Genomic DNA, 23,992 nt, shown 5'->3' with positions numbered 1-23,992 from the left:
GCGGTTTAACCGCTACAGGAGCACACCATGTTGGAAATTTTCTTCGTTATTGGCTTTTTTATCATGCTGATGTTGACGGGCGTGTCACTGCTGGGCGTGATTGCAGCACTGTTTGTGGCGTCCCTTTTTATGTTGATTGGTGGGCTGTTTAGCATCGCGATAAAGGTGCTGCCGTGGCTGATTGTAGCCGTCGCGGCGGTGTGGCTGTGGCGCAAATTTAGCGGGCGACCTGTCTACAACTCGCACCGCTATACCTATCGAAAATACACTTATCGCCAGCGCAACGGAAATGAGTGGTAATGCCAGAAAGGGAAAAATCTGGGTTACACGAAAATGAGTTGCGCACGAAAATGACGGGCAAGGCCGTGTTTAACACCACCTTTTTTTAGTACGGCTTGTTTTAGTACGGCCTGTTTTAGTACAAAAGTGTGCGCCAGCAGATATTTTTTCCCTGATGTGGCTGCTAGGATGACGCCACAGTTTGACACCCGATTGTGGTTTAAAGGGTGAGCAAACTAAACATGGTAAATAAACCATGGTGGCAAAAAGCCACACGATTTCATCATCGTCAGGGAAATAATAGCCGCATAGCGGCACTTTCGTGACGATCACCACGCTGTACCCTACATACAGTCTGATGAAATTAGCGTAACGGCCAAGGCCTTTCAGGCAATAATACCGACTCTTAACGAGTCGGTATTATTGTCAGGCTTTGTCACTCAGCAACCGCCTTCCCTGACCTCAGCACGTTCACTCACAAACCACGTTCAGCTTTGCTACTGCAACGGTTCACGCTTGTGTAACTTCACGCGAAAACCCGATGGCGACATCGTAAAAGCAAAGTTCTCGGTGACGTCCGATGCAGGCTGCTGCGCCTCGACGCGGAACCCACTGCACAGCGCGTGAAACCCCAGTTTAATTTCCATTAATGCCAGCGACCGTCCGGGACACATACGTGGACCACCACCGAAAGGCTGGAGATCGGAAAAAGAGGCCTTTCCGCGTTCAAGCCACCGTTCAGGCACGAAATCATAGGGCTGCTGAAACAACGCGTCGTCAAACCCGCTCGCATTCAGCATCAGCAACAAAGGCGTGCCTTTTTTGATCTGGAAATCATCAATAACGGTGTTCTTCGTTGGCTCAAGATACAGCAGCGGTGCTACGGGCTTGAGCCGCATCGATTCATACATCACAGCGGTGAGCCAGGACATACGCGGTAGCGGCCACGGAAGGATAGCCCCGGGCCCATCAGCCGCCTCCTTGCACTCCTGAAAAACGCACTCTTCTACCGAAGGCGACGAACACAGGAGAAAACTCATCCAGGCAAGCGTATTCGCCGTTGTGTCCTCCCCTGCGATAAGGAGCGTAATCGCATTCGCCATAATGTCGTCGTCTGTCAGCGTCCCGTCTTTTTTCTGCTCGGCGAGCATCACCTGTAGCATATTTTCCGGCGCTTCCATTAATTGCGGATTTAACCGGATGCGTTTCCGCTGGTGATAAATAAATCCATCAACGTATTCGCGAATCAGGCTCAGGCTTGCATCGAACTGCTTATCTTGCTCCCTTCTGATGTACCGCCATAAAGGAAACAAGGATCTGCTGCGGGCATTAATCATGGGGAATAGGCGACGTAAGCTTTGCGACAGCGGGTTTTCCCCCTGTTCGAGCGTATTCACGTCTTCACCAAAAGCCAGTAATGACGTGATATCAACCGTATAGCGCTTGAATTCTTCCACGAGGACAACGGTTTCCCCAGTTTCAGCCAACATCGCGAAACGGTCAGATAGCCGGGCGGTCACCTTCCTGAGGCTGGGATAGAAATATTTCAGATGAGCGGGCTGAAACATCGGCTCCGTCAGACTACGCTGATGCTCCCAGCGCTTCCCTTCCGATGAGAAAACACCGTTCAACCCGGCTTCCTGAAACACGGATTCAATGCTGTTGATTCGCCGAAATTCGTCAGGGCGGGATTTCATGATGGTGCGAATACATTCCACGTCGGCAATCACTATCGCGGACGTGAGCCCCAGCCTTAAGCGATAAAAGCGGCCGTACTGCTCTTTCCACCGCAGCATCTGTAGATGAACATCACTTCGTTTTAGGTAATCAACATGCCCGAGAATGCTTCGGGTTGGGGGTGTTGGCAGGCGCTTGATGGATCTCATACTCACATCCTTCTTTAGTGTGTTCAAAATCAGGCAAGAAATAACCTGTGAAAACAACAATCGAGATAGCGAAGAGGTAAAGAGAGAACCATTTTTGAAAAAATGCCGTGGAACCGATGCTCACAGCCAAACACAACATACGCGTTCGACTCTGCTTATTGGGATTGATGTACGACGCAGATAACGAGCAAGGCACAAGATCGAATGAACGTTTTAATCTGTTTTTCGTCAAATCCTACAGAGGGGTGTTTAAAAAACAAACAGAGCATTTTGGTTTTTTTGTTAAGAAGTAATACCGTAGGCACCCCTTTTCCCTGTCTGGAAAAGAACGGCGGGAGAAGCGAGGTTATCGCCAGAACGCGATAACCTCATTGAGTGATTAGCCCGGAATTAACAGGCATGAACCTTGCGTACTGCGGCTTTCCAGTGCCCGATGGGCAGCTTGTGCATCCGCCAGCGCGAATTTCTGGTTCTGCGGCACGTCTACCGTAATCGCCCCGCTGGCGATCAGTGAAAAGAGTTCATTGCTGGACTGTTCGAGTTCGGCACGGTTCGTCACGTAGCCAAACAGCGACGGACGCGTGACGTACAGCGAGCCTTTCTGGTTCAAAATCCCCAGATTGATGCCAGTGACCGGCCCGGACGCATTACCGAAGCTGACCATTAATCCGCGACGGCGCAGGCTATCGAGCGAGGCTTCCCAGGTATCTTTCCCAACGGAGTCATACACGACGTTAACCTTCTGCCCATCAGTCAGTTCTGCGACGCGCTGTGCAATATTCTCGGTACGGTAATTAATCGTCGCCCAGGCACCTGCCTGTTTTGCCCGCTCCGCCTTCTCATCGGAACCCACCGTCCCGATCAACTTCGCCCCCAGCGCCTTTGCCCATTGGCAGGCGATCAGCCCAACGCCCCCCGCTGCGGCATGGAACAGGAAGACTTCATTTGGCTTAATTTCATACGTCTGGCGCAGCAGATAGTAAACCGTCAATCCTTTCAGGAAAGAGGCTGCCGCCTGCTCAAAGCTGATGGCATCCGGCAGCAGAGCCACTTTCTCCGCCACCACGTTATGCACTTCGCTATACGCGCCGAGTCCGGACTGCGCATACACCACGCGATCGCCCACTTTCAGCACGCTAACCCCGTCCCCGACTTTCGTCACAATGCCCGCCGCTTCGGTTCCCAGCCCGGAAGGCAAATCAGGCACCGGATACAAACCGCTGCGAATATAGGTATCGATAAAATTAATGCCGATGGCGCGGTTCTCAACCTGAACCTCTCCCGCCGCGGGGTCGGTCGGCGTGAAATCCACATATTGCAGAACCTCTGGGCCACCATAAGCTCGGAACTGAACGCGTTTTGCCATGTTATCTCCTTAATCGTGACAGGTTCGTTGTCTCTCTATAATACGTATACCCTAAATAATTCGAGTTTCAGGCAGGCGGCAAGCGAAGGAGCACGATGGGCTTACTTGAGTAAGTGATTCGGGCGACTGGATCGTAGCCAACGCACATGCAACTTGAAGTATGACGGGTATATTGTGTTATTTCGGACGAGTGGCATATACAATGCCCCCTAATCCAATGGCAAATCAACCGGTAAAGAACCCGTTTCATGGCAGAGAAAAGACCCACCAATAAATCGAATGAACCCCGTGACCGCCAGATGGAAGGTCTGAAACTTCCGCCACATTCGCTGGAAGCGGAGCAATCGGTATTGGGTGGCCTGATGCTCGACAATGAGCGCTGGGATAATGTCGCCGAGCGTGTTGTCGCGAACGACTTCTATAACCGCGCCCACCGCCTGATCTTCACCGAAATGCATCGCCTGCTGGAAATGAGCAAGCCGATCGACCTGATTACGCTGTCCGAATCGCTCGAACTGCAAGGCTCGCTGGAATCCGCCGGTGGTTTCGCCTATCTGGCTGAATTGGCAAAGAACACGCCGAGCGCCGCCAACATCGGAGCCTACGCCGACATCGTGCGCGAGCGCGCCGTGGTGCGTGAAATGATCTCCGTCGCCAATGAGATCGCCGATGCAGGTTACGATCCACAGGGTCGTAGCAGTGAAGATCTGCTCGATCTGGCGGAATCCCGCGTATTCCAAATCGCCGAAAACCGCGCCAGCAAAGATGAAGGCCCGAAAAGCATCGACCGCATTCTGGAAGATACCGTTTCCCGTATCGAGCAGCTTTACCAGAAGCCGCACGATGGCGTGACGGGGGTGGATACCGGCTATCAGGATCTCAACAAGAAAACCGCCGGCTTACAAAAATCCGATTTGATTATTGTGGCAGCCCGTCCATCGATGGGTAAAACCACCTTTGCGATGAACCTGTGTGAACATGCCGCCATGACTCAGGAAAAGCCCGTGCTGATCTTCAGTCTGGAGATGCCCGGCGAACAGATCATGATGCGTATGCTCGCATCCCTGTCCCGCGTGGATCAGACCCGTATTCGTACCGGTCAGTTGGACGATGAAGACTGGGCGCGTATTTCCAGCACCATGGGTATCCTGCTGGAAAAACGTAACATGTACATTGATGACTCCTCCGGCCTGACGCCGACCGACGTTCGTTCCCGCGCTCGCCGCGTGTTCCGTGAGCATGACGGTCTGAGTCTGATCATGATCGACTACCTGCAATTGATGCGTGTGCCGTCACTGTCCGACAACCGTACGCTGGAAATTGCGGAAATTTCCCGCTCGCTCAAAGCGCTGGCAAAAGAATTGCAGGTTCCGGTCGTCGCCCTGTCGCAGCTTAACCGTAGTCTGGAGCAGCGCGCCGATAAGCGCCCGGTTAACTCGGATCTGCGTGAATCCGGCTCCATCGAGCAGGATGCCGACCTGATTATGTTTATCTATCGTGATGAGGTTTATCACGAAAACAGCGACCTGAAAGGCATCGCTGAAATCATTCTGGGGAAACAGCGTAACGGCCCGATTGGTTCCGTTCGTTTAACCTTTAACGGGCAGTGGTCGCGCTTTGATAACTATGCCGGCCCACAATATGACGATGAATAACGCAGCGCTCAGCAATGACAACACTGCACTAAGGAACAAGAATGAAAACGGCAACTGCCGTCATTAACCGGCGTGCTTTGCGCCACAACCTGCAACGTATCCGCCAGCTAGCGCCTGGCAGTCAGGTCGTTGCCATCGTGAAAGCCAACGCTTACGGCCATGGCATGATCGACGCTGCCCAGACCTTTTCCGACGCTGATTGCTACGGCGTCGCGCGGCTCTCCGAAGCGCTGGCACTGCGCGCCGCAGGCATCACCAAGCCAATCGTCCTGCTGGAAGGCTTTTTCTCTGCCGACGATCTCCCGCTTCTGGTGGAGCACCAGTTAGAAACCGCTGTTCACAGCCCTGAACAGCTTGCCGCACTGGAACAGGCCACGCTGCCACAGCCGATACCCGTGTGGATGAAGCTCGATAGCGGCATGCACCGCCTTGGCGTTCTGCCGGAACACGCCGACACATTTTGGCAGCGTCTGACCGAATGCCGCAATGTGGTTCAGCCAGTCAATATCATGAGCCACTTTTGCCGCGCCGATGAACCTGAGGCGGGAACCACCGAACGCCAGCTCGCCTGCTTCGATGCCTTTACGCAGGGTAAGCCCGGCGCACAGTCCATTGCGGCTTCCGGCGGCATTCTGCTGTGGCCGCAGTCGCATCGCGATCGCGTTCGCCCCGGTATTATTCTCTATGGTGTGTCACCGCTGGATAACGAAGACGCCGCGCATTTCGGCTTCCAGCCTGCGATGACCTTTACGTCTAACCTGATCGCCGTTCGCGAGCACAATGCGGGTGAATCTGTCGGTTACGGCGGCACCTGGACCAGCCCACGCAATACCCGTCTGGGCGTGGTCGCCGTCGGCTACGGCGATGGCTATCCGCGCTGCGCCCCAGCCGGTACGCCGGTGCTCATCAACGGCCGTGAAGTGCCGCTTTCCGGCCGCGTATCAATGGATATGATTACGGTGGATTTAGGGCCGGATGCGCAGGACAAGGTCGGCGATGAGGTCATCCTTTGGGGGCCAACGCTACCGGTTGAACGCATTGCCGCGCACACGGGTGCCAGCGCCTACGAGCTCATCACGCGCTTAACCCAGCGCACTGCGTTGGAATACGTCGACGGTGAGTAAAAACGGACCAACTGGTTTTTATCGGCAGGCTCCTGGCTTGCCGACCTTAAAACGAGTTATCTACTATGCGGCAAGCTGGCTTGCCGTCTCCGCTATCCTGACGCTATTTGCCCTCATTAATTTCTATACTCTGAAACCGACGGATGTCGGCGGCACGCTGTTTGGCGGCATGTTCGATGCAATGTTCGATCTGATCTACTGGTCTTGTGCGGCATCGGGATTCTGCTTTCTGGCGCTCTTTCGACTTTCAGGATGGCGTGTTGCTTGGATACTCGCAGGGCTGGTGCAAATCGGTATCAGCGCCCTATGGCGTATTCAATATTGGCAGGCGTATGAAAACGAAGAGCTGATACTTTCCCCGATGCCCGGCGAACTGTATGTTTCCATGCTGGTGGGCGCATGCATGGCCGCCATCGGCGTTGTGAAATATCGACACGCTCGGCGCAACCCAGTCGCTCCACGCCCAACGAGTGCTAAAACGGTCGCCGCATTGCTGCTGATCGCGCTTTATCTGGCGCTTCCGCTACATCTCTACCTGCGTGAACCTCTCCCCTACTGCGCCTTCAGCCCCAGCGGTCAGCAGTTAACGGTATGTCTGGGAGACAATGACGAGCGGATTATTGTGGAGTGATGGATTTACTGCCGTGTAGGCAGCTTAGAAAACGTCAGAACGCAATTACCTGACAGCGTTGGTGTTCACTGCCGAACAGGCAGTTAAGAAAATAAAGCTCTCCTAAAATCAGCAATAAAAAACTCATAGGCAACGCGGCCTAAAAAGCTGGTAGTCTGTTTGGCCGACTGCCTGATACTGTTTAGGAAACGCGATGTACCACATTGATGACTTCGATCTGAAAATCCTGACGCTGCTACAGACGAACGGCCGCCTGACCAATCAGGAACTGAGCGATCTGGTTGGGCTTTCCGCCTCGCAGTGTTCCCGCCGTCGTATCGCGCTAGAACAGGCACAGATGATTCTCGGCTATCATGCCCGCCTGTCGCCGAACGCCGTCGGGCTGGAATGTCTGGGGTTGATTGAAGTGCGGTTGATCAATCACACCAGCGAATACGTTGAGCGCTTTCACCAGATGCTGGGGGAAGTGGACGCCATCATCGACGCCTATAAAACCACGGGTGATGCCGATTATCTGTTAAAAGTCGCCGTGGCAGATCTGCCCGGACTCAGCACGCTGATTAGCCAGATTCTGTCGCAGAACAAGAGCGTCGCGCACCTGAAAACCTCCGTGGTATTGAACCGCCTCAAAGAGAACGGTTTGATGATGCCAGAACTGCCTGCGTTGCCCTGAATTGGGGCAATTGCCTCTATTTGGTGCAGAAAATGAATATTTCACGCAACAGACCCCGAAAAAATGCACGAAAAATACAAATAAATAATAAAAAACGCATGAATCACGCATTATTTTCATTCATATAATTCAACACGTTACTTTTATCGCAGGCGAGATTATGCAGATACCAGCTGCTAAGCAGCACTATCTGGTGCGATTCTTGCTTTGGTAAGCACATGTTTTTACGACAGTCTGTTGAGTGCTCACCATGGATAACGTTATTCCCACACAAAAAATATCACACACGCTGCTGGAAGATATTCTGGCGATCCTGATCGGCACGCTGATGGTGTCGTTTGGCGTCATTCTGCTGCGTCAGGCCGGCGCCCTCACTGGCGGCACCGCTGGCATCGCTTTCCTTACCCACTATCTGACCAACGTCTCCTTCGGCGTTGCCTTTTTCCTGCTGAATCTGCCCTTCTATTATCTGGCCGTGCGCCGCATGGGGTGGGAATTCACGGTGAAAACGTTCTGCGCCGTCGGGCTGGTTTCTCTGTTTTCCGACCTGCACCCGATGTTCGTTCATTTCGATCAGCTCAACCCGTTCTACGCCACACTGTTTGGCAATATCATCACCGGCATCGGCTTCGTGGTGCTGTTCCGCCATAAGGCCAGCCTTGGCGGTATGAATATTCTGGCGCTGTATCTTCAGGACAAATACGGCCTGCGAGCGGGAAAACTCCAGATGGGCGTTGACGTTGTGATTGTGCTGACTTCCCTGTTCGTGGTAAGCATACCGATGTTGATTGCTTCGATTCTGGGGGCAACCATTCTGAACCTGATTATCGCGATGAACCATCGCCCCGGCCGTTACGCGGCCTGATTGTCCCCCACCATCGTCGGGGTTGCGGTACCCATAAAAATGACACACTCAGGAGAGCTACACTGTGTTTCAAAACGTTGATACCTATGCCGGAGATCCTATCCTGTCTCTGATGGAAAAATTCAAACAGGATCCAAGAGCGGATAAGATCAATTTGAGTATCGGGCTCTACTACAACGAGCAGAATATTATCCCGCAGCTGCGATCCGTCAGCGCGGCAGAAAGCAGCCTGAAACAGCCGGCGCAGAGCGCGAGCTCTTATCTGCCGATGGAAGGGTTACAGCCTTACCGTACCGCGATCCAACACCTGCTGTTTGGTGAAAACCATGCGGCACTGGAAGCGGGTCGCATCGCCACCATCCAGACGTTGGGCGGTTCTGGTGCGCTGAAAGTCGGTGCAGATTTCCTGAAACGCTACTTCCCGAATTCAGAAGTGTGGGTCAGCGATCCAACATGGGAAAACCATATTGCGATCTTTGAGGGCGCAGGCTTTAACGTTCACACCTATCCGTATTTCGATGGCGAAAACCTGGGCGTGAAATTTGACGCCATGCTCGCCACCCTGAAAGCGTTGCCAGCACGCAGCATCGTGCTGCTGCACCCGTGCTGCCACAACCCGACCGGTTCTGACCTGACCACTGAACAGTGGGATCGTGTCATTGAAGTCATCATCCAGCGTGAGCTGATTCCGTTTATGGACATCGCCTATCAGGGCTTTGGCCTCGGGATTGAGCAGGATGCCTATGCGATTCGCGCCGTTGCCAGCGCAGGCGTTCCGGCACTCATCGCCAACTCGTTCTCCAAGATTTTCTCACTGTATAGCGAGCGCGTCGGCGGCCTTTCCGTGGTGTGTGGGGATGCCGACAGCGCACAGCGCGTGCTGGGTCAGTTAAAAGCGACCGTCCGCCGCAACTACTCTTCCCCGCCGAATTTCGGCGCGCAGGTAGTTTCTAAAGTCCTGAACGATGCGCAGTTGAACGCTGACTGGAAAGCGGAAGTCGAAGAGATGCGCACCCGTATTCTGAGCATGCGTCAGGAGCTGGTTTCAGCACTGAAAAACGCGCTGCCGAACCGTAACTTCGATTACCTGCTCACCCAGCGCGGCATGTTCAGCTACACCGGATTCAGCCCGGAACAGGTCGATCGTCTGCGTGAAGAATTCGGCGTCTACCTGATCGCCAGTGGCCGTATGTGCATGGCGGGGCTAAACCACAGCAACGTCCAGCGCGTCGCTGCGGCTTTCGCCGCGATTCAGTAAATTGTAAAATGACAACGCCACTGGCTTAACCGACTCACCGTTGTGAACTCGATTAACTCAGTGGCCTGTGTGATAAAAATCCCATGACTCAGTTACGCTACCTGAACGGCTATCCCCCAACGATTGTTGCACAAGCGCAAAAGCTCCTCGATCAAGGCAAACTCGGCCTCTGGCTGGAAAAAAGATACCCTGACCGCCATCCGATCCAGAGTGATAAATCGCTCTATCAGTTTGTCGCCGAGCTGAAACAACGCTATCTAAAAAACGCCCCGGCAATATCAAAGGTGCTTTACGACAATAAACAAAATCCGATAAAAGGGACGCTGGGAACCAATACCTTTGTGGCGCGCGTGCAGGGTGGAAAATTAAAGTCCAACAACGAAATCAGAATAGCGACGCTATTCCGTGACGGGCCGGAAGATTTCCTACGGATGATCGTGATACACGAGCTCGCCCACCTCAAAGAAAAAGACCACAACAAGGCTTTCTATCAACTCTGCTGCCATATGGATCCTGATTATCACCAGTTGGAATTTGATATGCGAATCTGGCTGAACTGGCGGGAAATAAATGTGGGCTAGGATCGACAGCAGTGAACTAATACAACGGAAGTTTGCCGCCATCCGCAGATTTTCTAAGCTGCCGCATAGGCAGCTAGATGCTTATCAGAATGCGTCGCTAGCGCGACGCATATCGTGAAACTATTCCCCGTTGAGCGTGACAACCAGTGAGCGGCTACCGCCGTGGTTGCGATGTTCACACAGGTAGATGCCTTGCCAGGTGCCGATGTTCAGGCGTCCGTTGGTGATGGGAATCATCAGGCTGTTACCCAGCAGGCTGCCTTTCAGATGCGCGGGCATATCGTCGCTACCTTCATAAGTATGACGGTAGTACGGTTCATTCTCCGGCACTAAACGATTAAAGAAACTCTCGAAATCCTGCCGCACCGTGGGGTCGGCATTCTCATTAATCGTTAGCGCAGCCGAGGTATGTTTGATGAACACGTGCATCAGCCCGACGTTTATCTGGCGCAGTGCGATAACCTGCGCCAGTATTTCGTCGGTCACCAGATGGAAACCTCTGGCTTTCGGCTTCAGGCGGATTTCATATTGTGCCCACATCACCGCCTCCTGCTATCAGGCTTCGCGCGCCAGAATCGGTCGCAGGAAGCGAGCGGTGTGAGACTGTTCGCACTCTGCTACCGTTTCCGGCGTACCGGAGACCAAAATTTCTCCGCCGCCGCTGCCACCTTCCGGCCCTAAGTCGACAATCCAATCTGCCGTTTTAATTACATCCAGATTGTGCTCAATCACCACAATGGTATTGCCCTGATCGCGCAGCTGATGCAGAACGGTAAGAAGCTGCTGAATATCGGCAAAGTGCAGGCCAGTCGTAGGTTCGTCGAGAATATACAGCGTCTGCCCGGTTCCGCGTTTTGACAGCTCGCGAGACAGTTTCACACGCTGCGCTTCCCCGCCGGACAGCGTGGTGGCCGACTGCCCAAGGCGAATGTAGGACAGGCCGACGTCGATCAGCGTTTGCAGCTTCCGTGCCAACGCCGGAATGGCATCAAAGAACTCTCGCGCTTCTTCGATGGTCATATCCAGCACTTCATGGATGCCTTTGCCTTTATATTGAATTTCCAGCGTTTCACGGTTATAGCGCTTGCCTTTGCACTGGTCACACGGCACATAGACATCCGGCAGGAAGTGCATTTCGACCTTGATCACGCCGTCGCCCTGACAGGCTTCGCAGCGTCCACCGCGCACGTTAAAGCTGAAACGGCCAGGGTTGTAGCCGCGAGTACGGGATTCCGGCACGCCGGCAAACAGTTCACGAATCGGCGTGAAAATACCGGTGTAGGTTGCTGGGTTGGAGCGCGGCGTACGACCAATCGGGCTTTGATCGATATCGATCACCTTATCGAAATGCTCCAGCCCCTGAATCTCGCGGTGAGCGGCGGGTTCCGCCAGCGTCGCGCCGTTCAACTGACGCTGCGCGAGTGGGAACAAGGTATCGTTAATAAGGGTGGATTTGCCCGACCCTGACACGCCAGTGATGCAGGTAAATAGCCCAACTGGCAGCGTCAGCGTGACGTCTTTCAGGTTATTGCCCTTCGCGCCAATCAGCTTCAGCACTTTGGTCGGATCCGCAGGCACGCGCTGTTTCGGGATTTCGATCTTGCGTTTACCGCTAAGGAACTGCCCCGTCAGCGAATCCGGCACCGCCATAATCTCTTCCATCGTGCCTTCTGCGACAATCTGGCCGCCGTGCACGCCTGCACCGGGGCCGATATCAATCACATGGTCGGCGGCGCGAATCGCATCTTCATCGTGTTCAACCACAATGACGGTATTGCCCAGATTACGCAGGTGAATCAGGGTTTCCAGCAGGCGCTCGTTGTCACGCTGATGCAGGCCGATAGACGGCTCATCCAATACGTACATGACGCCAACCAGCCCAGCACCGATCTGGCTCGCCAGACGAATACGCTGTGCCTCGCCGCCGGACAGCGTTTCCGCTGAGCGGGAGAGCGACAAATAGTTCAGCCCGACGTTCACCAGAAACTTCAGTCGATCGCCAATCTCTTTCAGCACTTTCTCGGCAATTTGGGCGCGCTGCCCGCTGAGCTTCATATTCTGGAAGAACGTCATCGCATGGCCGATGCTCATATCGGAAATCTGCGGCAGCGTCGTCTGCTCAACAAACACGTTACGCGCTTCTTCACGCAGGCGCGTCCCGCCGCAGCTGGCGCAGGAACGGTTGCTGATGAATTTCGCCAGCTCTTCACGCACCGCCGTGGATTCCGTTTCTTTATAGCGGCGCTCCATGTTGTGCAGCACGCCTTCGAACGGATGACGACGTACTGACGTATCGCCGCGATCGTTGATATATTTGAATTCGACGTTCTCTTTACCGGAGCCGTACAGAATCACTTTCTGAACCGCGGCGCTCAGGCTTTCAAACGGGGCATCGACGTCAAATTTGTAGTGCTCCGCCAGTGAGCGCAGCATTTGGAAATAGTAGAAGTTGCGGCGATCCCAGCCGCGAATCGCGCCGCCTGCCAGCGACAGCTCGGCATTTTGCACCACGCGGGACGGGTCGAAGAACTGCTGCACGCCCAAACCATCACAGCTTGGGCACGCGCCCGCCGGGTTGTTGAACGAGAACATACGCGGTTCCAGTTCGTGCATGCTGTAGCCACACACCGGACAGGCAAAGTTCGCCGAGAACAGCAGTTCTGGCTGCGTCGGGTCGTCCATATCCGCCACCACCACACTACCGCCGGACAGATCCAGCGCGGTTTCAAACGACTCAGCCAGCCGCTGCGCTAAATCTTCGCGCACTTTAAACCGGTCAACGACGACTTCAATGGTGTGCTTTTTCTGTAATTCCAGCTTCGGCGGATCGGACAGATCGCACACTTCGCCGTCGATGCGGGCGCGGATATAGCCCTGTGAAGCCAGGTTTTCCAGCGTTTTGCTGTGTTCGCCTTTGCGATCTTTCACAATCGGCGCCAGCAGCATCAGGCGTTTGCCTTCCGGCTGTGCCAGCACGTTGTCCACCATCTGGCTGACCGTTTGCGCATCCAGCGGCACATCGTGCTCCGGGCAGCGCGGCTCACCCACGCGTGCAAACAGCAAACGCAGGTAGTCATGAATTTCGGTAATCGTCCCGACCGTGGAACGCGGGTTATGCGAAGTGGATTTCTGTTCGATAGAGATGGCGGGCGACAGCCCTTCGATATGATCGACGTCCGGTTTTTCCATCAGCGACAGGAACTGACGGGCGTAGGCGGAGAGTGATTCCACATAGCGCCGCTGCCCTTCGGCATACAGCGTGTCAAACGCCAGCGATGACTTACCCGAACCAGACAAACCGGTGATTACGATCAGCTTGTCACGAGGAATTATCAGGTTGATATTCTTGAGATTATGGGTACGAGCACCACGAACTTCGATCTTATCCATTCACACACTTCCCGGAATAAAAACGGTTTGTCATCGCCTCTCGAACGGAGAGAACCGGTACGAAACGAGCAATTATGGCACAAAAAAAACTGAATGGATATCCAGTATTAAACCCGTTTACTTTGCAAACGCTGCAAATCTTACTTTCATTTCTGAAGCCATTTCGCAGGTATGACAGAGAGTTTTCCACATGGTAAGATTGATCGTTTAGACTTAAAATAAATCTATCGATTCATCAGGAGAGACGAGCATGGCCAGCAGAGGCGTTAATAAAGTGATTCTTGTCGGGAATCTGGGTCAAGACCCGGAAGTCCGCTATATGCCGAATGGTGGTGCAGTTGCCAACATCACGCTGGCTACGTCGGAAAGCTGGCGTGACAAGCAAACCGGTGAGCAGAAAGAGAAGACCGAGTGGCACCGCGTGGTGCTGTTCGGCAAACTGGCAGAAGTCGCGGGCGAATACCTGCGTAAAGGCTCTCAGGTTTACATCGAAGGCGCACTGCAAACCCGTAAATGGGCCGATCAGGCTGGCGTAGAGCGCTACACCACCGAAGTCGTTGTTAACGTCGGCGGCACCATGCAGATGCTGGGTGGACGCCAAGGCGGCGGCGCACCAGCAGGCGGTGGCAATGCAGGTGGCGGTCAGCAACAAGGCGGTTGGGGTCAACCTCAGCAGCCGCAGGGTGGCAACCAGTTCAGCGGCGGCGCGCAATCTCAACAGCGTCCTGCACAGAACAGCGCTCCAGCACAAAGCAACGAACCGCCAATGGATTTCGACGACGACATTCCGTTCTAAAGTTGAACGCAGACTTCATTGTTTAGAAACCATCGATAAGACCCCGAATTTTCGGGGTTTTTTTTGCGATGTTGAACAGCACTATGTGAACAACCCTATGCTGAACAACCCTATCGACCCAAACGCCATTTATTAGGCTTAGGTATTGGCCGCTAGCAAGACTGCATTTACCGAAAAAAGAGTATTCCCCGTTATATCTCTCTGGAAGCGTCACAATTTTCCCGCAGCAGTCTGGATATAAGCAATCCGTCGTATGGGTAAACACCACCTAGCCGTCCTCAGTTCTGCTAAATAACCTGCCGGCATAAAGCCATTTGCATTCATCTTTATTCGGGGCACCGGAGACCAAACGTTGGAGATTGCCACAATATCCCGCTAACACTACGGCAAAAATCCACAGCAGGTGCAGACTCAGATCGTAGGGATTTAAACAAATTGGTCTGGTTCTCTCTCAATAAGTGGAGGGGCATATCCGTCTATTTGATTGCTATTTTATTCCGGTAAATATCAGTCTGATTGCCAGCACTTATCCACGATAATAGGAAAATAAAATGATGAATACAGACCAAGAAATTATGGTTAATCCCGTTGAGCCAGAAGATCACACGCAGTGGCTGCCCTATTGGAAGAGTTATCAGGAATTCTATAAGGTGCAGCTTTCCGCTGAGGTAACGGAAGCCACCTGGAGCCGCTTTTTTAAAGCCGATATCCCCGTGTACTGCGCGGTAGCGAGAGAAGGATTACATATTGTGGGCTTCGTGCACTTTGTTTTTCACGATTCCACATGGGGAGTAAACTCTTATTGTTACTTAGAGGATCTGTTTGTTGCTCCGACCGCTCGCGGTAAACACGTTGGCAAAAAACTGATTGAATACGTGAGAGAACAGGCACAGCAAAAAAGCTGCGATCGGCTGTATTGGCATACTCAGGAAACCAATAAAACCGCCCAGCGACTTTATGATTGGGTGGCGGAAAAACCCGGCGTAATAGAATACAGAATGCCGCTTTAACTATAAAAAGATAAGCAGTAGAGTGATGCGGCGAAAACGCCGTATATAAATGGATTTTAAAATGAACTACCAGTCTGCTTCTCTTTTTATCTACACCGTCAGGATCTTTTTTGCAGTTTGCCTCTGTGGCGCGCTGGCGCTTGTCGGCATCAGCGCCCCAATTTTCTATCTTCTCGCGATGGGGCTGGCTTATCCCGTCATCGTCTCTATACGATTGCACAGCCTGAGTGAAAAAGGCGTTGCCCTTTTGCCAAAGGAAAAAAGCGAATGGATGGTCTACGTGCACGGCATTCCCGTGCGCGAAACCAGAACGTCCTTAACCAACCCGTATTTTTTTAGCGCCGAAAGCATGCAGAAATTTTTCCTGCGCGCCTATGTCGGAAAGCTGCTGATTCAAATCTGCGCCGTCGCCTTATTAGTACAGCAGACAATGGCGGTCAGCTGGCCGTGGTTTTATCTCGGCGTTGTTATCGCCGCGCTCTGGTTTGCTTATGCGATTGCCATGACCCTTATTGAGCTCGTTTCGATCATGAAAAATCGCTGGTTTGTCGAGAAGCTCGTCTCTCCTAGCCAAAGCGAATGGTACGGTGGATATATCGATTCCCGTGACTATCGCGTCACGGCTCTTGAACGTCTGCTGTCGCTAAAATAACGTCCCACTTACCCCACCTGCCGCACCGACTCTCTGACCACCACCTGTCCGGCCAGCTCGGTGCGCTGGGCGATACCGAGCGCCTGTGCGGGCGTCATTTGCTGTGCTAGCAGCTGTAGCGCCGCGCGGGCGATGGTCTCAAACGGCAGATGCACCGTGGTGAGCGAGACTGGCAGCATATCGAACGGCAGGATGTCGTCCATGCCCATGACGGACATATCCTCCGGCACCCGCAGCCCGTGCTGATACAGCGCATCGATCACGCCGATGGCCTGATTATCCGCCGCGCAGAAAATCGCAGTCACACCCAGCCTGTCCGGGTTAGCCGTCAGCCAGCGCAGCAGCGCGTCACGCGCCGTACGCGGGTGGAAATCCGGCAACGAGAGGATCAGATCCTCATCCACCGCAATCCCCGCCTGCGTGAGCGCATCCCGATAGCCGCGCTCACGCTGTTTGATCGTCATGCGCGACGTCCAGGTCAAGTGCAGGATCCGCGTATGTCCTTGTTCGATCAGGTAACGCACGCCCGCCGCCGCCGCATAGTGGTTGGCGGGTGTGACGCTGCTCAAGCGCATTGAGGGATCTTCACCGTTGATCAGCACCGCCGGAATACCGCTTTCTGCCACAGCGTTCAGCAGCGTCGGGTGATCGTCATTCACAATCAGAATGCCGCTCTCTTTTCCACCCTGAAGTTCACGCAACAGCTGCTGTTCGTTAATGGTGTCGTGTTCCCCCAGAAACGGACGCAGTTGGATATTGCGTTGCAGACAGAGCGTTTTCAGGGCGTTAATCAGCGTCAGCGACACCAGATTGTACTCACTCTCCAGCATCAGGTTGCGCGGCGTCGCCAGCAGAATGTGGCGCAGCGGTTCCGTCTGCGCAACAGTCGCTTTAGCCACTTTATGCAGCGGATAGCCCTGCTCGGTGGCAATCGCCATAATGTGCTGCCTGACTTTGGCGCTGATCGGTGCCGTCCCGTTCAGCGCGCGGGAAACCGTGCTGATGGAAACCCCCGCGCGGTCAGCAATATCCTTGAGTGTCGCCATTATTTCATCCCCGTGTTGGCAATCCCCGTCGTGATGTATTTTTGCAGGAAGACGAACACCGCCGTCACCGGCAGAAGCGAAAGCATCGTCATCGCCAGTATATAGTGCCACTGCACCGAGAACTGCCCCTGAAACGCATTCAGACCGATTTGCAGCGTAAAATTATCCTGACTGGAGAGGACGATCAGCGGCCAGAGGAAGTCGTTCCAGCGCCAGATCACCGAGAAGATCGCCAGCACCGCCAGCGCGGGTGCGGTTAATGGCAGGATGATCTTCCAGTAAATACGGAACTCGCTGGCGGCATCGATACGCGCCGCCTCGATCAGCTCATCGGGGATCGTCAGCATGTATTGCCGCAGCAGGAATACGCCCGTCGGCGTCGCCACCGTGGGGATAATCACGCCCCACAGGTTATCGCCCATGTTCAGGCCAATCACCACCAGAAACGTCGGCACCATGACCACCGACAGCGGAATCATCATGGTAGAAAGAAACAGCGTCAGCACCGTACCGCGCCCGCGAAACTCGTATTTCGACAGCGCAAAGGCCGCCATCGAACTGAGCAACAGGGTCAGCAGCGTCGCCATCACCGTCACGAACACGGTGTTCTTCAGGTAGGTGGCAAAGTGGAACTTCGTTATCGGCGTCGTGTAGTTCTCCGTCTCCAGATGCAGGGCCTTCATCGGCACCAGATCTTTGGTCGACACACGCACCACCTCACTCGGCGCATCTGGGTTCACCAGTTGTGCAATCAGGCCGATGCGCCTGACCAGCGCCATGGTTTTCGCTTCGCCGTCGTCCTGCTTAACCTGCCACAGCTCCAGCGGCTTCGGGTACTCCGGCAGCGTGATGGTATCCGCCGCCTGCGGCAGAAAGCTGGGCGGAAAGCGGTTGATCTCCGCAGGCGTTTTGAACGACGACATCGCCGCCCACATCACCGGAATCATCACCAGCAGCGTACCCACCACCAGCCAGACCCAGCTCATGATATCCGTTATGTGAATGCGCCCCGGATGACGGGTACGGGTGAGAAATGCGATTATTTTCATCATGGCTCCCGTTATTTTTTCCCTTCCAGCCGACGCGTCAGCAGGAACTGCAACGCCGTCAGGATCATCAGCACCACGCCCATCAGTACCGAGGCCGCCGAAGCCAGCCCGTAGAGTGACGCGTTTGACGAAAAGGCCGTCTGGTAGATGTACTGCACGATAAAACTGTTGGCCGTGCCGGGGCCGCCGCCGTTGGTCAGCACCCAGGCTTCATCGAAGATTTGCACGCTGTTGATGGTCAGCAAAATCACAACCACCAGAATGTTCGGTGCCAACAGCGGTAGCGTCAGGCGATAGAAACCACGCCAGCGCGAGGTGCCGTCCACCGCCGCCGCCTCATAGATATCACGCGGGATCGCCTGCAATCCGGCCAGCAGGATCAGGGTATAAAACCCGACGTGAAACCAAACGGAGACAAACACCACCCAGAAGCGCGAAAACGTCGGATCGAGCAGGAAGGTAATCGGCTGCCCGCCCAGCGACGACAGCACCAGATTCAGCAGGCCGTTGCGGTTAAGGAACCACTGCCAGATCAGGCCAACGACCACCGGTGACAGCAGCACCGGATAGAAGAACATGGCGCGGAAAAAGCCACGGGCGATAATCTTGCGGTTGAGGATCAGCGCCGTCACCAGCGCCACCAGCAGCGTGCAGAGCACGTTGAAAAAGGTGAACGACACCGTGTTGTAGACGCCAGTCCAGAACAGATCCTGTTCACAGGTGGATGGCTCGGCGTAGTTGCCGCAACTCAACAGCGTAGAAAAGTTATCCACGCCGACGTAAGGGCGTTCCCACAGCAGGATATTGGTGCCGCCGGTAAAGGCGTAGCACACCGCCAGCAGAATCGGAATAAAGACAAAAACGGCGAACAGCAGCATATTCGGTGCGATAAAAAACCACGGCATCACTTTGCGACCACCGAGTTTTTGTAGCAGATTCACCGCTTTTTCCACTGGCGTTACCAGCTTATCGATCAGCGATCCTGCGGGCAGTAAGGCAATCTTTTTCATGTCGTCCTCTCTCGTCGCGATAATTAGTGTTCGGTACAACGCGGCAATGTGTCATCCGTTTTGCCGTCGAACAGATGGCAATACGTCGGCGGGAAGCGGACGAACACCGATTCACCCGCGGCAAACTCGCGATGCTGCGCCAGATGGACGATCATCTCATCGTCAATACCGCTCATTCGCCCATAGATGAAGGTCTCATGTCCCATCATCTCGCAGCGATCGACGCACAGTGCCATGCCCTCGCCGTCCTCTACCAGCTCGCAGTGTGAAGGACGAATGCCGAGCGTGACGTTCTGCCCGACGGTGCCGATAAACGGCAGCACCAGACGATTGCCGGACGGACACTGCACTTCAACGCCGTCCGCGCAGGTGGCGACGATCTGCGCCGGGAACATATTCATACGCGGTGAACCAATGAAGCCCGCGACAAATTTGTTTTTCGGCCGATTGAACAGCTCCAGCGGCGTACCAACCTGCTCGATGCGACCGGCGTTCAGCACCACAATGCGCTGCGCCATCGTCATCGCTTCCACCTGATCGTGAGTCACGTAAATCATGGTCGTGCTCAGCTTCTGGTGCAGACGAGACAGCTCGCCGCGCGTCTGCACGCGCAGCTTGGCATCCAGATTGGAGAGCGGTTCATCAAACAGGAACAGGTCGGGTTCACGCACGATAGCGCGACCAATGGCCACGCGCTGCTGCTGCCCACCCGACAGCGCACGCGGTCGGCGATCCAGATACGGTTCCAGCCCCAGCATGCGGGCGGCTTCATCAATACGACGGGCGATTTCGTCTTTGGGGAAGTGCAGGTTCTCCAGCCCGAACGCGAGGTTCTTGCGCACCGAGAGGTGCGGATAGAGCGCGTAAGACTGGAACACCATCGCAATCTTGCGCTCCGCTGGGGTGAGATCGTTCACCTTGCGGTTGTCGATCCACAGCTCGCCGCTGCTGATCTCTTCCAGCCCGGCAATCATGCGCAGCAGCGTGGATTTTCCACAGCCCGACGGACCGACAAAGACCATGAACTCGCCGTCATGAATCGTTAAGTCCACGCCTTTGATGATGCTCACCGCACCATAATTTTTGTGGACGTTCTTTAGTTCCAGACTCGCCATTGTCAGCCCTCGCAAACAGAATCTAACTGTGCCAATAACATCAGCATGACCAGCGCCTGCCCGTAAGGCACGGCGACATTGGGAATATCGCGATAGAACTGTAAGTCGTGTCCCATCGCCGTGCCGTCCGAGACACCCTGCACCACGCCCTGTGCGTCAATCTGCGCCACCACGGCGGCATAGCCTTTTTCCAGTACGTCCTGCGGGAAATCGTGCAGCATTCCCAGCCGGCGCGCCGTCAGAATTCCGGCGATAAACCCGGCGCTGGCGGACGTCTCCAGCGGTGAATCCGGGTCATCCAGCAGCGTGTGCCACAGGCCGGAATCGTGCTGGCAGCGTGCCAGCGTTGTCGTTTGCTGTTCCAAAATTGCTTCCAGCGTGCGCAGCACTGGCGCGGACAGTTGATCCTCCGCCAGCACTCGCATTTCCGGCAGCACCAGCGTGATCCAGGCGTTACCACGTCCCCAGAATGCATTGGCATAGTGATGACGACCGACGAACGTCCAGCCGTGATACCACAGCCCGCTGCGCACATCGGCCAGATAGCGTGCATGTGTGACGAGCTGGTATTCCGCCTCTTCGATCAGATCGCGGCGAGAGAGTAATTTCCCCGCGACCACCAGAAACAGTCCCGCCATAAACAGCGTGTCATCCCACAGCTGTCCGGTATTCGGCCGCTCTTTCACCGTGTGCTGGAAGCCGCCGTCCTCGGTTTTCGGCAGTGAGTGCAGCAGCCAGTCCGCCCAGTCGCTTACGGTTTCACGCCACTGCGCAGGGGCATCCGGTTTGTCCTGACACAGCAAGGCCAGCACCAGCATCGGTGCCGTCGAGTTGATCTGACGCGGCGGCAGCCCGGCATCCAGCTTTTGCTGATACCAGTTCGCCAGCGTCGTCAGCATGGTGTCGTCCTGCGTCAGATGCGCCAGCTTCCAGAAGCCGTACAGCCCGACGCCAACTTCCCAGTCCCACTCTTCGAATTGAATCGTCAGTCCGGCGTCCGGCGCATCGTCCTGCGTCACGCTGTCGATCGCTTTCAGGCGGCAAAATGCCCGCGCCACCTGCGCCAGCAGCGCTTCGGTTTGTTGTCGGTTAAGTGAACCTGTCTGCATGTCATGGGTTTCCTGTGTTGAACTGCGGGACGACCGGGACATCGTCGGGGAAAACAAAAGGCTGCTGCGCCACGCTGAATCCTGCTTTGTGGCTAAAGGCCAATTCGCCGTAATCGGGATCGTCGATACGCACGCCGTTGTTATCGAAAGTCAGAACGCGCCCTCGGAAGCGGTCAGCGAACGCGGCGAATCCTTCCTCACCGTCGCCGCTGTCCACGGCGACAAACCAGACGTTCTGCTCGCCATACGCCCGCAGTTCGCCTTCCGCCTGCTGACCTGCGGTCGCAAACGGCTGTAATCCGGCGGGATTATGGAAGGCGGCATAGCCGTTACCGCCGCGCACGAAGCACCAGACATCTTCAACGATGACGTCATCCAGCGCAGTTTGCGGCAGATAGAGGTGTGTCCACGGGCGGATATCCTGTTGCAGATCGAACACCATCAGCGCGCGATTGCGATGCTGCATCAGGTGCGGCAAGCGTCCGTTGCCCGCCCAATAAGAAGGACGGTGCACGCCGTCAGGGCGATCCTCGCCGGGGTGGTTCACCCACAGGCGGGCGGCATAGTGCGTACCCAGCCGCACATCCAGCAGATGCTGTTGGTGTCCTGGCCGGCCGGGGTGATGATCGAAGACGGAAGAAAACGCAACGTCGCGCTGCTTCCAGGCGATGATGCGGGCGCTGCGGTTCAGCCCCTGCACCCAGCGAGCTTCTGCACCGTGCGGCAGTGACCAATGCGCGATCCGATCCGTCGTTTCCGGCGGCTGATAGTCGCTCAGGCACAGCAGCGGCAGCGCGGCGCAGTGCGGAATCAGCCAGCCCTCGCCCCACATCAGCGCACACAGGCCGGACAGCTCAGTCAACATGCCGGAGCGCAGCTCTTTATCGTAGGCACGCCCCATGGTGCCAACCGCGACGCCGTTCTGATGTACCCACGCCGTCATCAGCATGATGCGGTCAATCACCACGCGAGATTTCTCACGCAGATCGGCATCCTGCGCCAGCTCGTACAGCGCCACCAGCCCAATCAGATCGATGGGGTAATAGGCCGCCGAATTCCACTCCACCAGCCCGTGTTCCAGAATGGAATCAAACCAGCGCGTCAGGCGTTCGTGGGCAATCGCCTTTTGCTCCAGACCGCGACGGCCACTGCATGGGAAGGTGTCATCAGGGAAGTTTTGCCCAGCCAGATACTGCGCGACGTGGAAGCACAGGCAGTGGTTTTCGCTCCAGAACCACATGGTGTCGTTGCCCGGTTCATCAATCCAGTAGCGGAAACCGAGAATCGCGCTGCGCACGCGCCGCCAGTCCTGCGGCGGCAACTGCTGCCCCTGATAGCGCTGCCACAGCCAAATCAGCGGCACCAGTTGGAAATCGGCACAGTCTTCACGGCGGCTGATTTTCTGCAATGCGCTGTTGAGAATCGGCGCGGCGGCATCGTTGCCCTCGCCCGTTGCGACAATCGCCAGCAGCCGCCCGAGGCGCTCAAAACCGTGCAGCGCGGTATGGCGTAGCACCGCTTCACGCCGTGCCGCCAGCGTCGGTAACGCGGGCATCGTTTGTTCAGGCAAGCGCCCAAAGCTGAGCGTTCGCGTCAACGTAATGCCGTTGCAGGTCGCGGCACAGACCAGATCGTAGTAGCCCACCAGAACCGCAGGCAGATCCACCTGCCAGCCCAGATTGCCGGCAGGCAGCGTCTGTTTCTGCTGCCATACGGGGACGGATTCGTTGACGTTGCCAATCAGCCGATGCGCCATCGTCACGGATTCCGGCAGCGGCTGCGCGCTGTTCAGCACCAGCACGGGCGGTTGAATCAGGTTATTCTCCAGTGCAAGCCCATTCACCCAGCCATCCAGCGCGGCCAACTGTTCGCTGAGTGCAGCGTCCTCATCAAGCTGCCAGAAAAGCGTGTCGTCTCCCTGATAGCACAGGCTGAACAGGTAGTCGGTATCGCGCTCGCACAGCTCTTCGCTATGCACCACCAGCGTATTCGCCCCTACTTTCAGTGGCAGCGTGATAGCACAGGTTTGTTCGGTATTGCGGGTAAACGGCGTAAAGCGGGTAATCGGCTCGCCGTTCAGCCACAGCGTAACGCCACCGCAGGTGCTGAGCGTAAACGCTGCCGCCTGCGCGCTGTCGCTATGGATCACGCAGCGGGAAAAGCGCTGCACGTGAACCGGACACGGCCAGAAATCGCTGAAATTCACGCTGCGGCTTTCATCGCCGCCGCTCCACATCAGCGGGAAGCGTAAATCGTCCGGCAGCGCCACGTCGCGCTTTGCCTCTTCCTGTAAAAAACGTACGCGACAGGGCAGCACACCGACATCGACAAAACCGTTAATAAAGCGGTAATTCACCTTATCCGGCAGCGTATCCGGCTCGGCGAAATAACGTTTTTCCGTCAACTCGGTGATGAGAAACCGATTAATGACGCCGTTCTTCTTTAATTTCCAACCGATATTCATACGGAATCCTGTTTACGGCGTTGAAAAATAAAA

General features: G+C 55.2%; 21 protein-coding genes. 11 read left to right on the top strand and 10 right to left on the bottom strand.

Annotated features, from left to right (window positions below; all coding sequences use genetic code 11):
* Window positions 1-27 precede the first annotated feature (27 nt).
* A complete protein-coding gene (pspG, locus tag QWJ20_RS14025; RefSeq protein ID WP_095700514.1) occupies window positions 28-300 on the top strand; it encodes an envelope stress response protein PspG in 273 nt (90 codons plus the stop codon).
* A gap of 476 nt (window positions 301-776) precedes the next feature.
* Here pspG and QWJ20_RS14020 read toward each other — a convergent pair whose 3' ends face one another.
* Both QWJ20_RS14020 and QWJ20_RS14015 read right to left on the bottom strand, forming a co-directional pair.
* Window positions 777-2,165, bottom strand: coding sequence for a cytochrome P450 (locus QWJ20_RS14020; protein WP_433992777.1), 1,389 nt, complete (start codon window positions 2,163-2,165; stop codon window positions 777-779).
* 379 nt (window positions 2,166-2,544) lie between these two features.
* Entirely contained in the window at window positions 2,545-3,531 is a 987-nt protein-coding gene (locus tag QWJ20_RS14015; RefSeq protein WP_174868126.1) for a quinone oxidoreductase, read from the bottom strand.
* Window positions 3,532-3,779: 248 nt separating this feature from the next.
* Between QWJ20_RS14015 and dnaB the strand changes: the two genes are divergently transcribed.
* From dnaB to QWJ20_RS13980, 7 genes are all read left to right on the top strand, one after another.
* Entirely contained in the window at window positions 3,780-5,186 is a 1,407-nt protein-coding gene (gene dnaB, locus QWJ20_RS14010) for a replicative DNA helicase (RefSeq protein WP_039306476.1), read from the top strand.
* Between the two features lie 41 nt (window positions 5,187-5,227).
* On the top strand, window positions 5,228-6,310 hold the full coding sequence (gene alr, locus QWJ20_RS14005; RefSeq protein ID WP_433992776.1) for an alanine racemase: 1,083 nt from the start codon (window positions 5,228-5,230) through the stop codon (window positions 6,308-6,310).
* Complete coding sequence (locus tag QWJ20_RS14000) at window positions 6,303-6,941, top strand: hypothetical protein (RefSeq protein WP_433992775.1); 639 nt, start codon at window positions 6,303-6,305, stop codon at window positions 6,939-6,941. Before alr ends, QWJ20_RS14000 begins: the two co-directional genes overlap by 8 nt.
* Window positions 6,942-7,134: 193 nt before the next feature.
* A complete protein-coding gene (locus QWJ20_RS13995; protein ID WP_039483666.1) occupies window positions 7,135-7,614 on the top strand; it encodes an Lrp/AsnC family transcriptional regulator in 480 nt (159 codons plus the stop codon).
* Window positions 7,615-7,864: 250 nt separating this feature from the next.
* Window positions 7,865-8,479, top strand: coding sequence for a YitT family protein (locus tag QWJ20_RS13990; RefSeq protein ID WP_039483668.1), 615 nt, complete (start codon window positions 7,865-7,867; stop codon window positions 8,477-8,479).
* Between the two features lie 64 nt (window positions 8,480-8,543).
* Window positions 8,544-9,737 (top strand): aromatic amino acid transaminase, encoded by a 1,194-nt coding sequence (locus QWJ20_RS13985; RefSeq protein ID WP_433992774.1) that lies wholly within the window; start codon window positions 8,544-8,546, stop codon window positions 9,735-9,737.
* Between the two features lie 83 nt (window positions 9,738-9,820).
* Complete coding sequence (locus QWJ20_RS13980; protein WP_433992773.1) at window positions 9,821-10,318, top strand: M48 family metallopeptidase; 498 nt, start codon at window positions 9,821-9,823, stop codon at window positions 10,316-10,318.
* A gap of 120 nt (window positions 10,319-10,438) precedes the next feature.
* On the opposite strand, the gene QWJ20_RS13975 is transcribed toward QWJ20_RS13980, so the two are convergent.
* Both QWJ20_RS13975 and uvrA read right to left on the bottom strand, forming a co-directional pair.
* A complete protein-coding gene (locus tag QWJ20_RS13975) occupies window positions 10,439-10,858 on the bottom strand; it encodes a secondary thiamine-phosphate synthase enzyme YjbQ (RefSeq protein WP_039513034.1) in 420 nt (139 codons plus the stop codon).
* Between the two features lie 15 nt (window positions 10,859-10,873).
* Window positions 10,874-13,708, bottom strand: a complete 2,835-nt coding sequence (gene uvrA, locus QWJ20_RS13970; RefSeq protein ID WP_095700538.1) for an excinuclease ABC subunit UvrA — start codon at window positions 13,706-13,708, stop codon at window positions 10,874-10,876.
* Between the two features lie 250 nt (window positions 13,709-13,958).
* On the opposite strand from uvrA, the gene ssb1 reads away from it, so the two are divergent.
* From ssb1 to QWJ20_RS13955, 3 genes are all read left to right on the top strand, one after another.
* The gene (ssb1, locus tag QWJ20_RS13965) at window positions 13,959-14,504 is read left to right on the top strand and encodes a single-stranded DNA-binding protein SSB1 (RefSeq protein WP_010295128.1); all 546 of its coding nucleotides are present in this window, start codon (window positions 13,959-13,961) and stop codon (window positions 14,502-14,504) included.
* Window positions 14,505-15,055: 551 nt separating this feature from the next.
* Window positions 15,056-15,514: a GNAT family N-acetyltransferase gene (locus tag QWJ20_RS13960; RefSeq protein ID WP_433992772.1), complete on the top strand. Its 459-nt coding sequence runs from the start codon at window positions 15,056-15,058 to the stop codon at window positions 15,512-15,514.
* Between the two features lie 61 nt (window positions 15,515-15,575).
* Window positions 15,576-16,166, top strand: a complete 591-nt coding sequence (locus QWJ20_RS13955) for a hypothetical protein (protein ID WP_433992771.1) — start codon at window positions 15,576-15,578, stop codon at window positions 16,164-16,166.
* 8 nt (window positions 16,167-16,174) lie between these two features.
* On the opposite strand, the gene QWJ20_RS13950 is transcribed toward QWJ20_RS13955, so the two are convergent.
* The 6 genes from QWJ20_RS13950 to QWJ20_RS13925 are packed head-to-tail and all read right to left on the bottom strand — an operon-like array spanning window position 16,175 to window position 23,959.
* Complete coding sequence (locus QWJ20_RS13950; RefSeq protein ID WP_433992770.1) at window positions 16,175-17,212, bottom strand: LacI family DNA-binding transcriptional regulator; 1,038 nt, start codon at window positions 17,210-17,212, stop codon at window positions 16,175-16,177.
* Window positions 17,212-18,264 (bottom strand): carbohydrate ABC transporter permease, encoded by a 1,053-nt coding sequence (locus tag QWJ20_RS13945; protein ID WP_039483648.1) that lies wholly within the window; start codon window positions 18,262-18,264, stop codon window positions 17,212-17,214. Before QWJ20_RS13945 ends, QWJ20_RS13950 begins: the two co-directional genes overlap by 1 nt.
* An 8-nt stretch (window positions 18,265-18,272) precedes the next feature.
* Window positions 18,273-19,271 (bottom strand): carbohydrate ABC transporter permease, encoded by a 999-nt coding sequence (locus tag QWJ20_RS13940; protein ID WP_039470140.1) that lies wholly within the window; start codon window positions 19,269-19,271, stop codon window positions 18,273-18,275.
* Window positions 19,272-19,294: 23 nt separating this feature from the next.
* The gene (locus QWJ20_RS13935) at window positions 19,295-20,386 is read right to left on the bottom strand and encodes an ABC transporter ATP-binding protein (protein ID WP_174878030.1); all 1,092 of its coding nucleotides are present in this window, start codon (window positions 20,384-20,386) and stop codon (window positions 19,295-19,297) included.
* A gap of 2 nt (window positions 20,387-20,388) precedes the next feature.
* Window positions 20,389-21,495 (bottom strand): beta-galactosidase BglB, encoded by a 1,107-nt coding sequence (gene bglB, locus QWJ20_RS13930; RefSeq protein WP_174864939.1) that lies wholly within the window; start codon window positions 21,493-21,495, stop codon window positions 20,389-20,391.
* 1 nt (window position 21,496) lies between these two features.
* On the bottom strand, window positions 21,497-23,959 hold the full coding sequence (locus QWJ20_RS13925) for a hypothetical protein (RefSeq protein ID WP_433992769.1): 2,463 nt from the start codon (window positions 23,957-23,959) through the stop codon (window positions 21,497-21,499).
* Window positions 23,960-23,992 lie beyond the last annotated feature (33 nt).

It is taken from the genome of Pectobacterium sp. S5 (assembly GCF_051707265.1).
Lineage (GTDB): Bacteria > Pseudomonadota > Gammaproteobacteria > Enterobacterales > Enterobacteriaceae > Pectobacterium > Pectobacterium polare.
The sequence above is the reverse complement of the archived record's forward strand: the minus strand, read 5'-3'. Positions and strand labels throughout refer to the sequence as shown.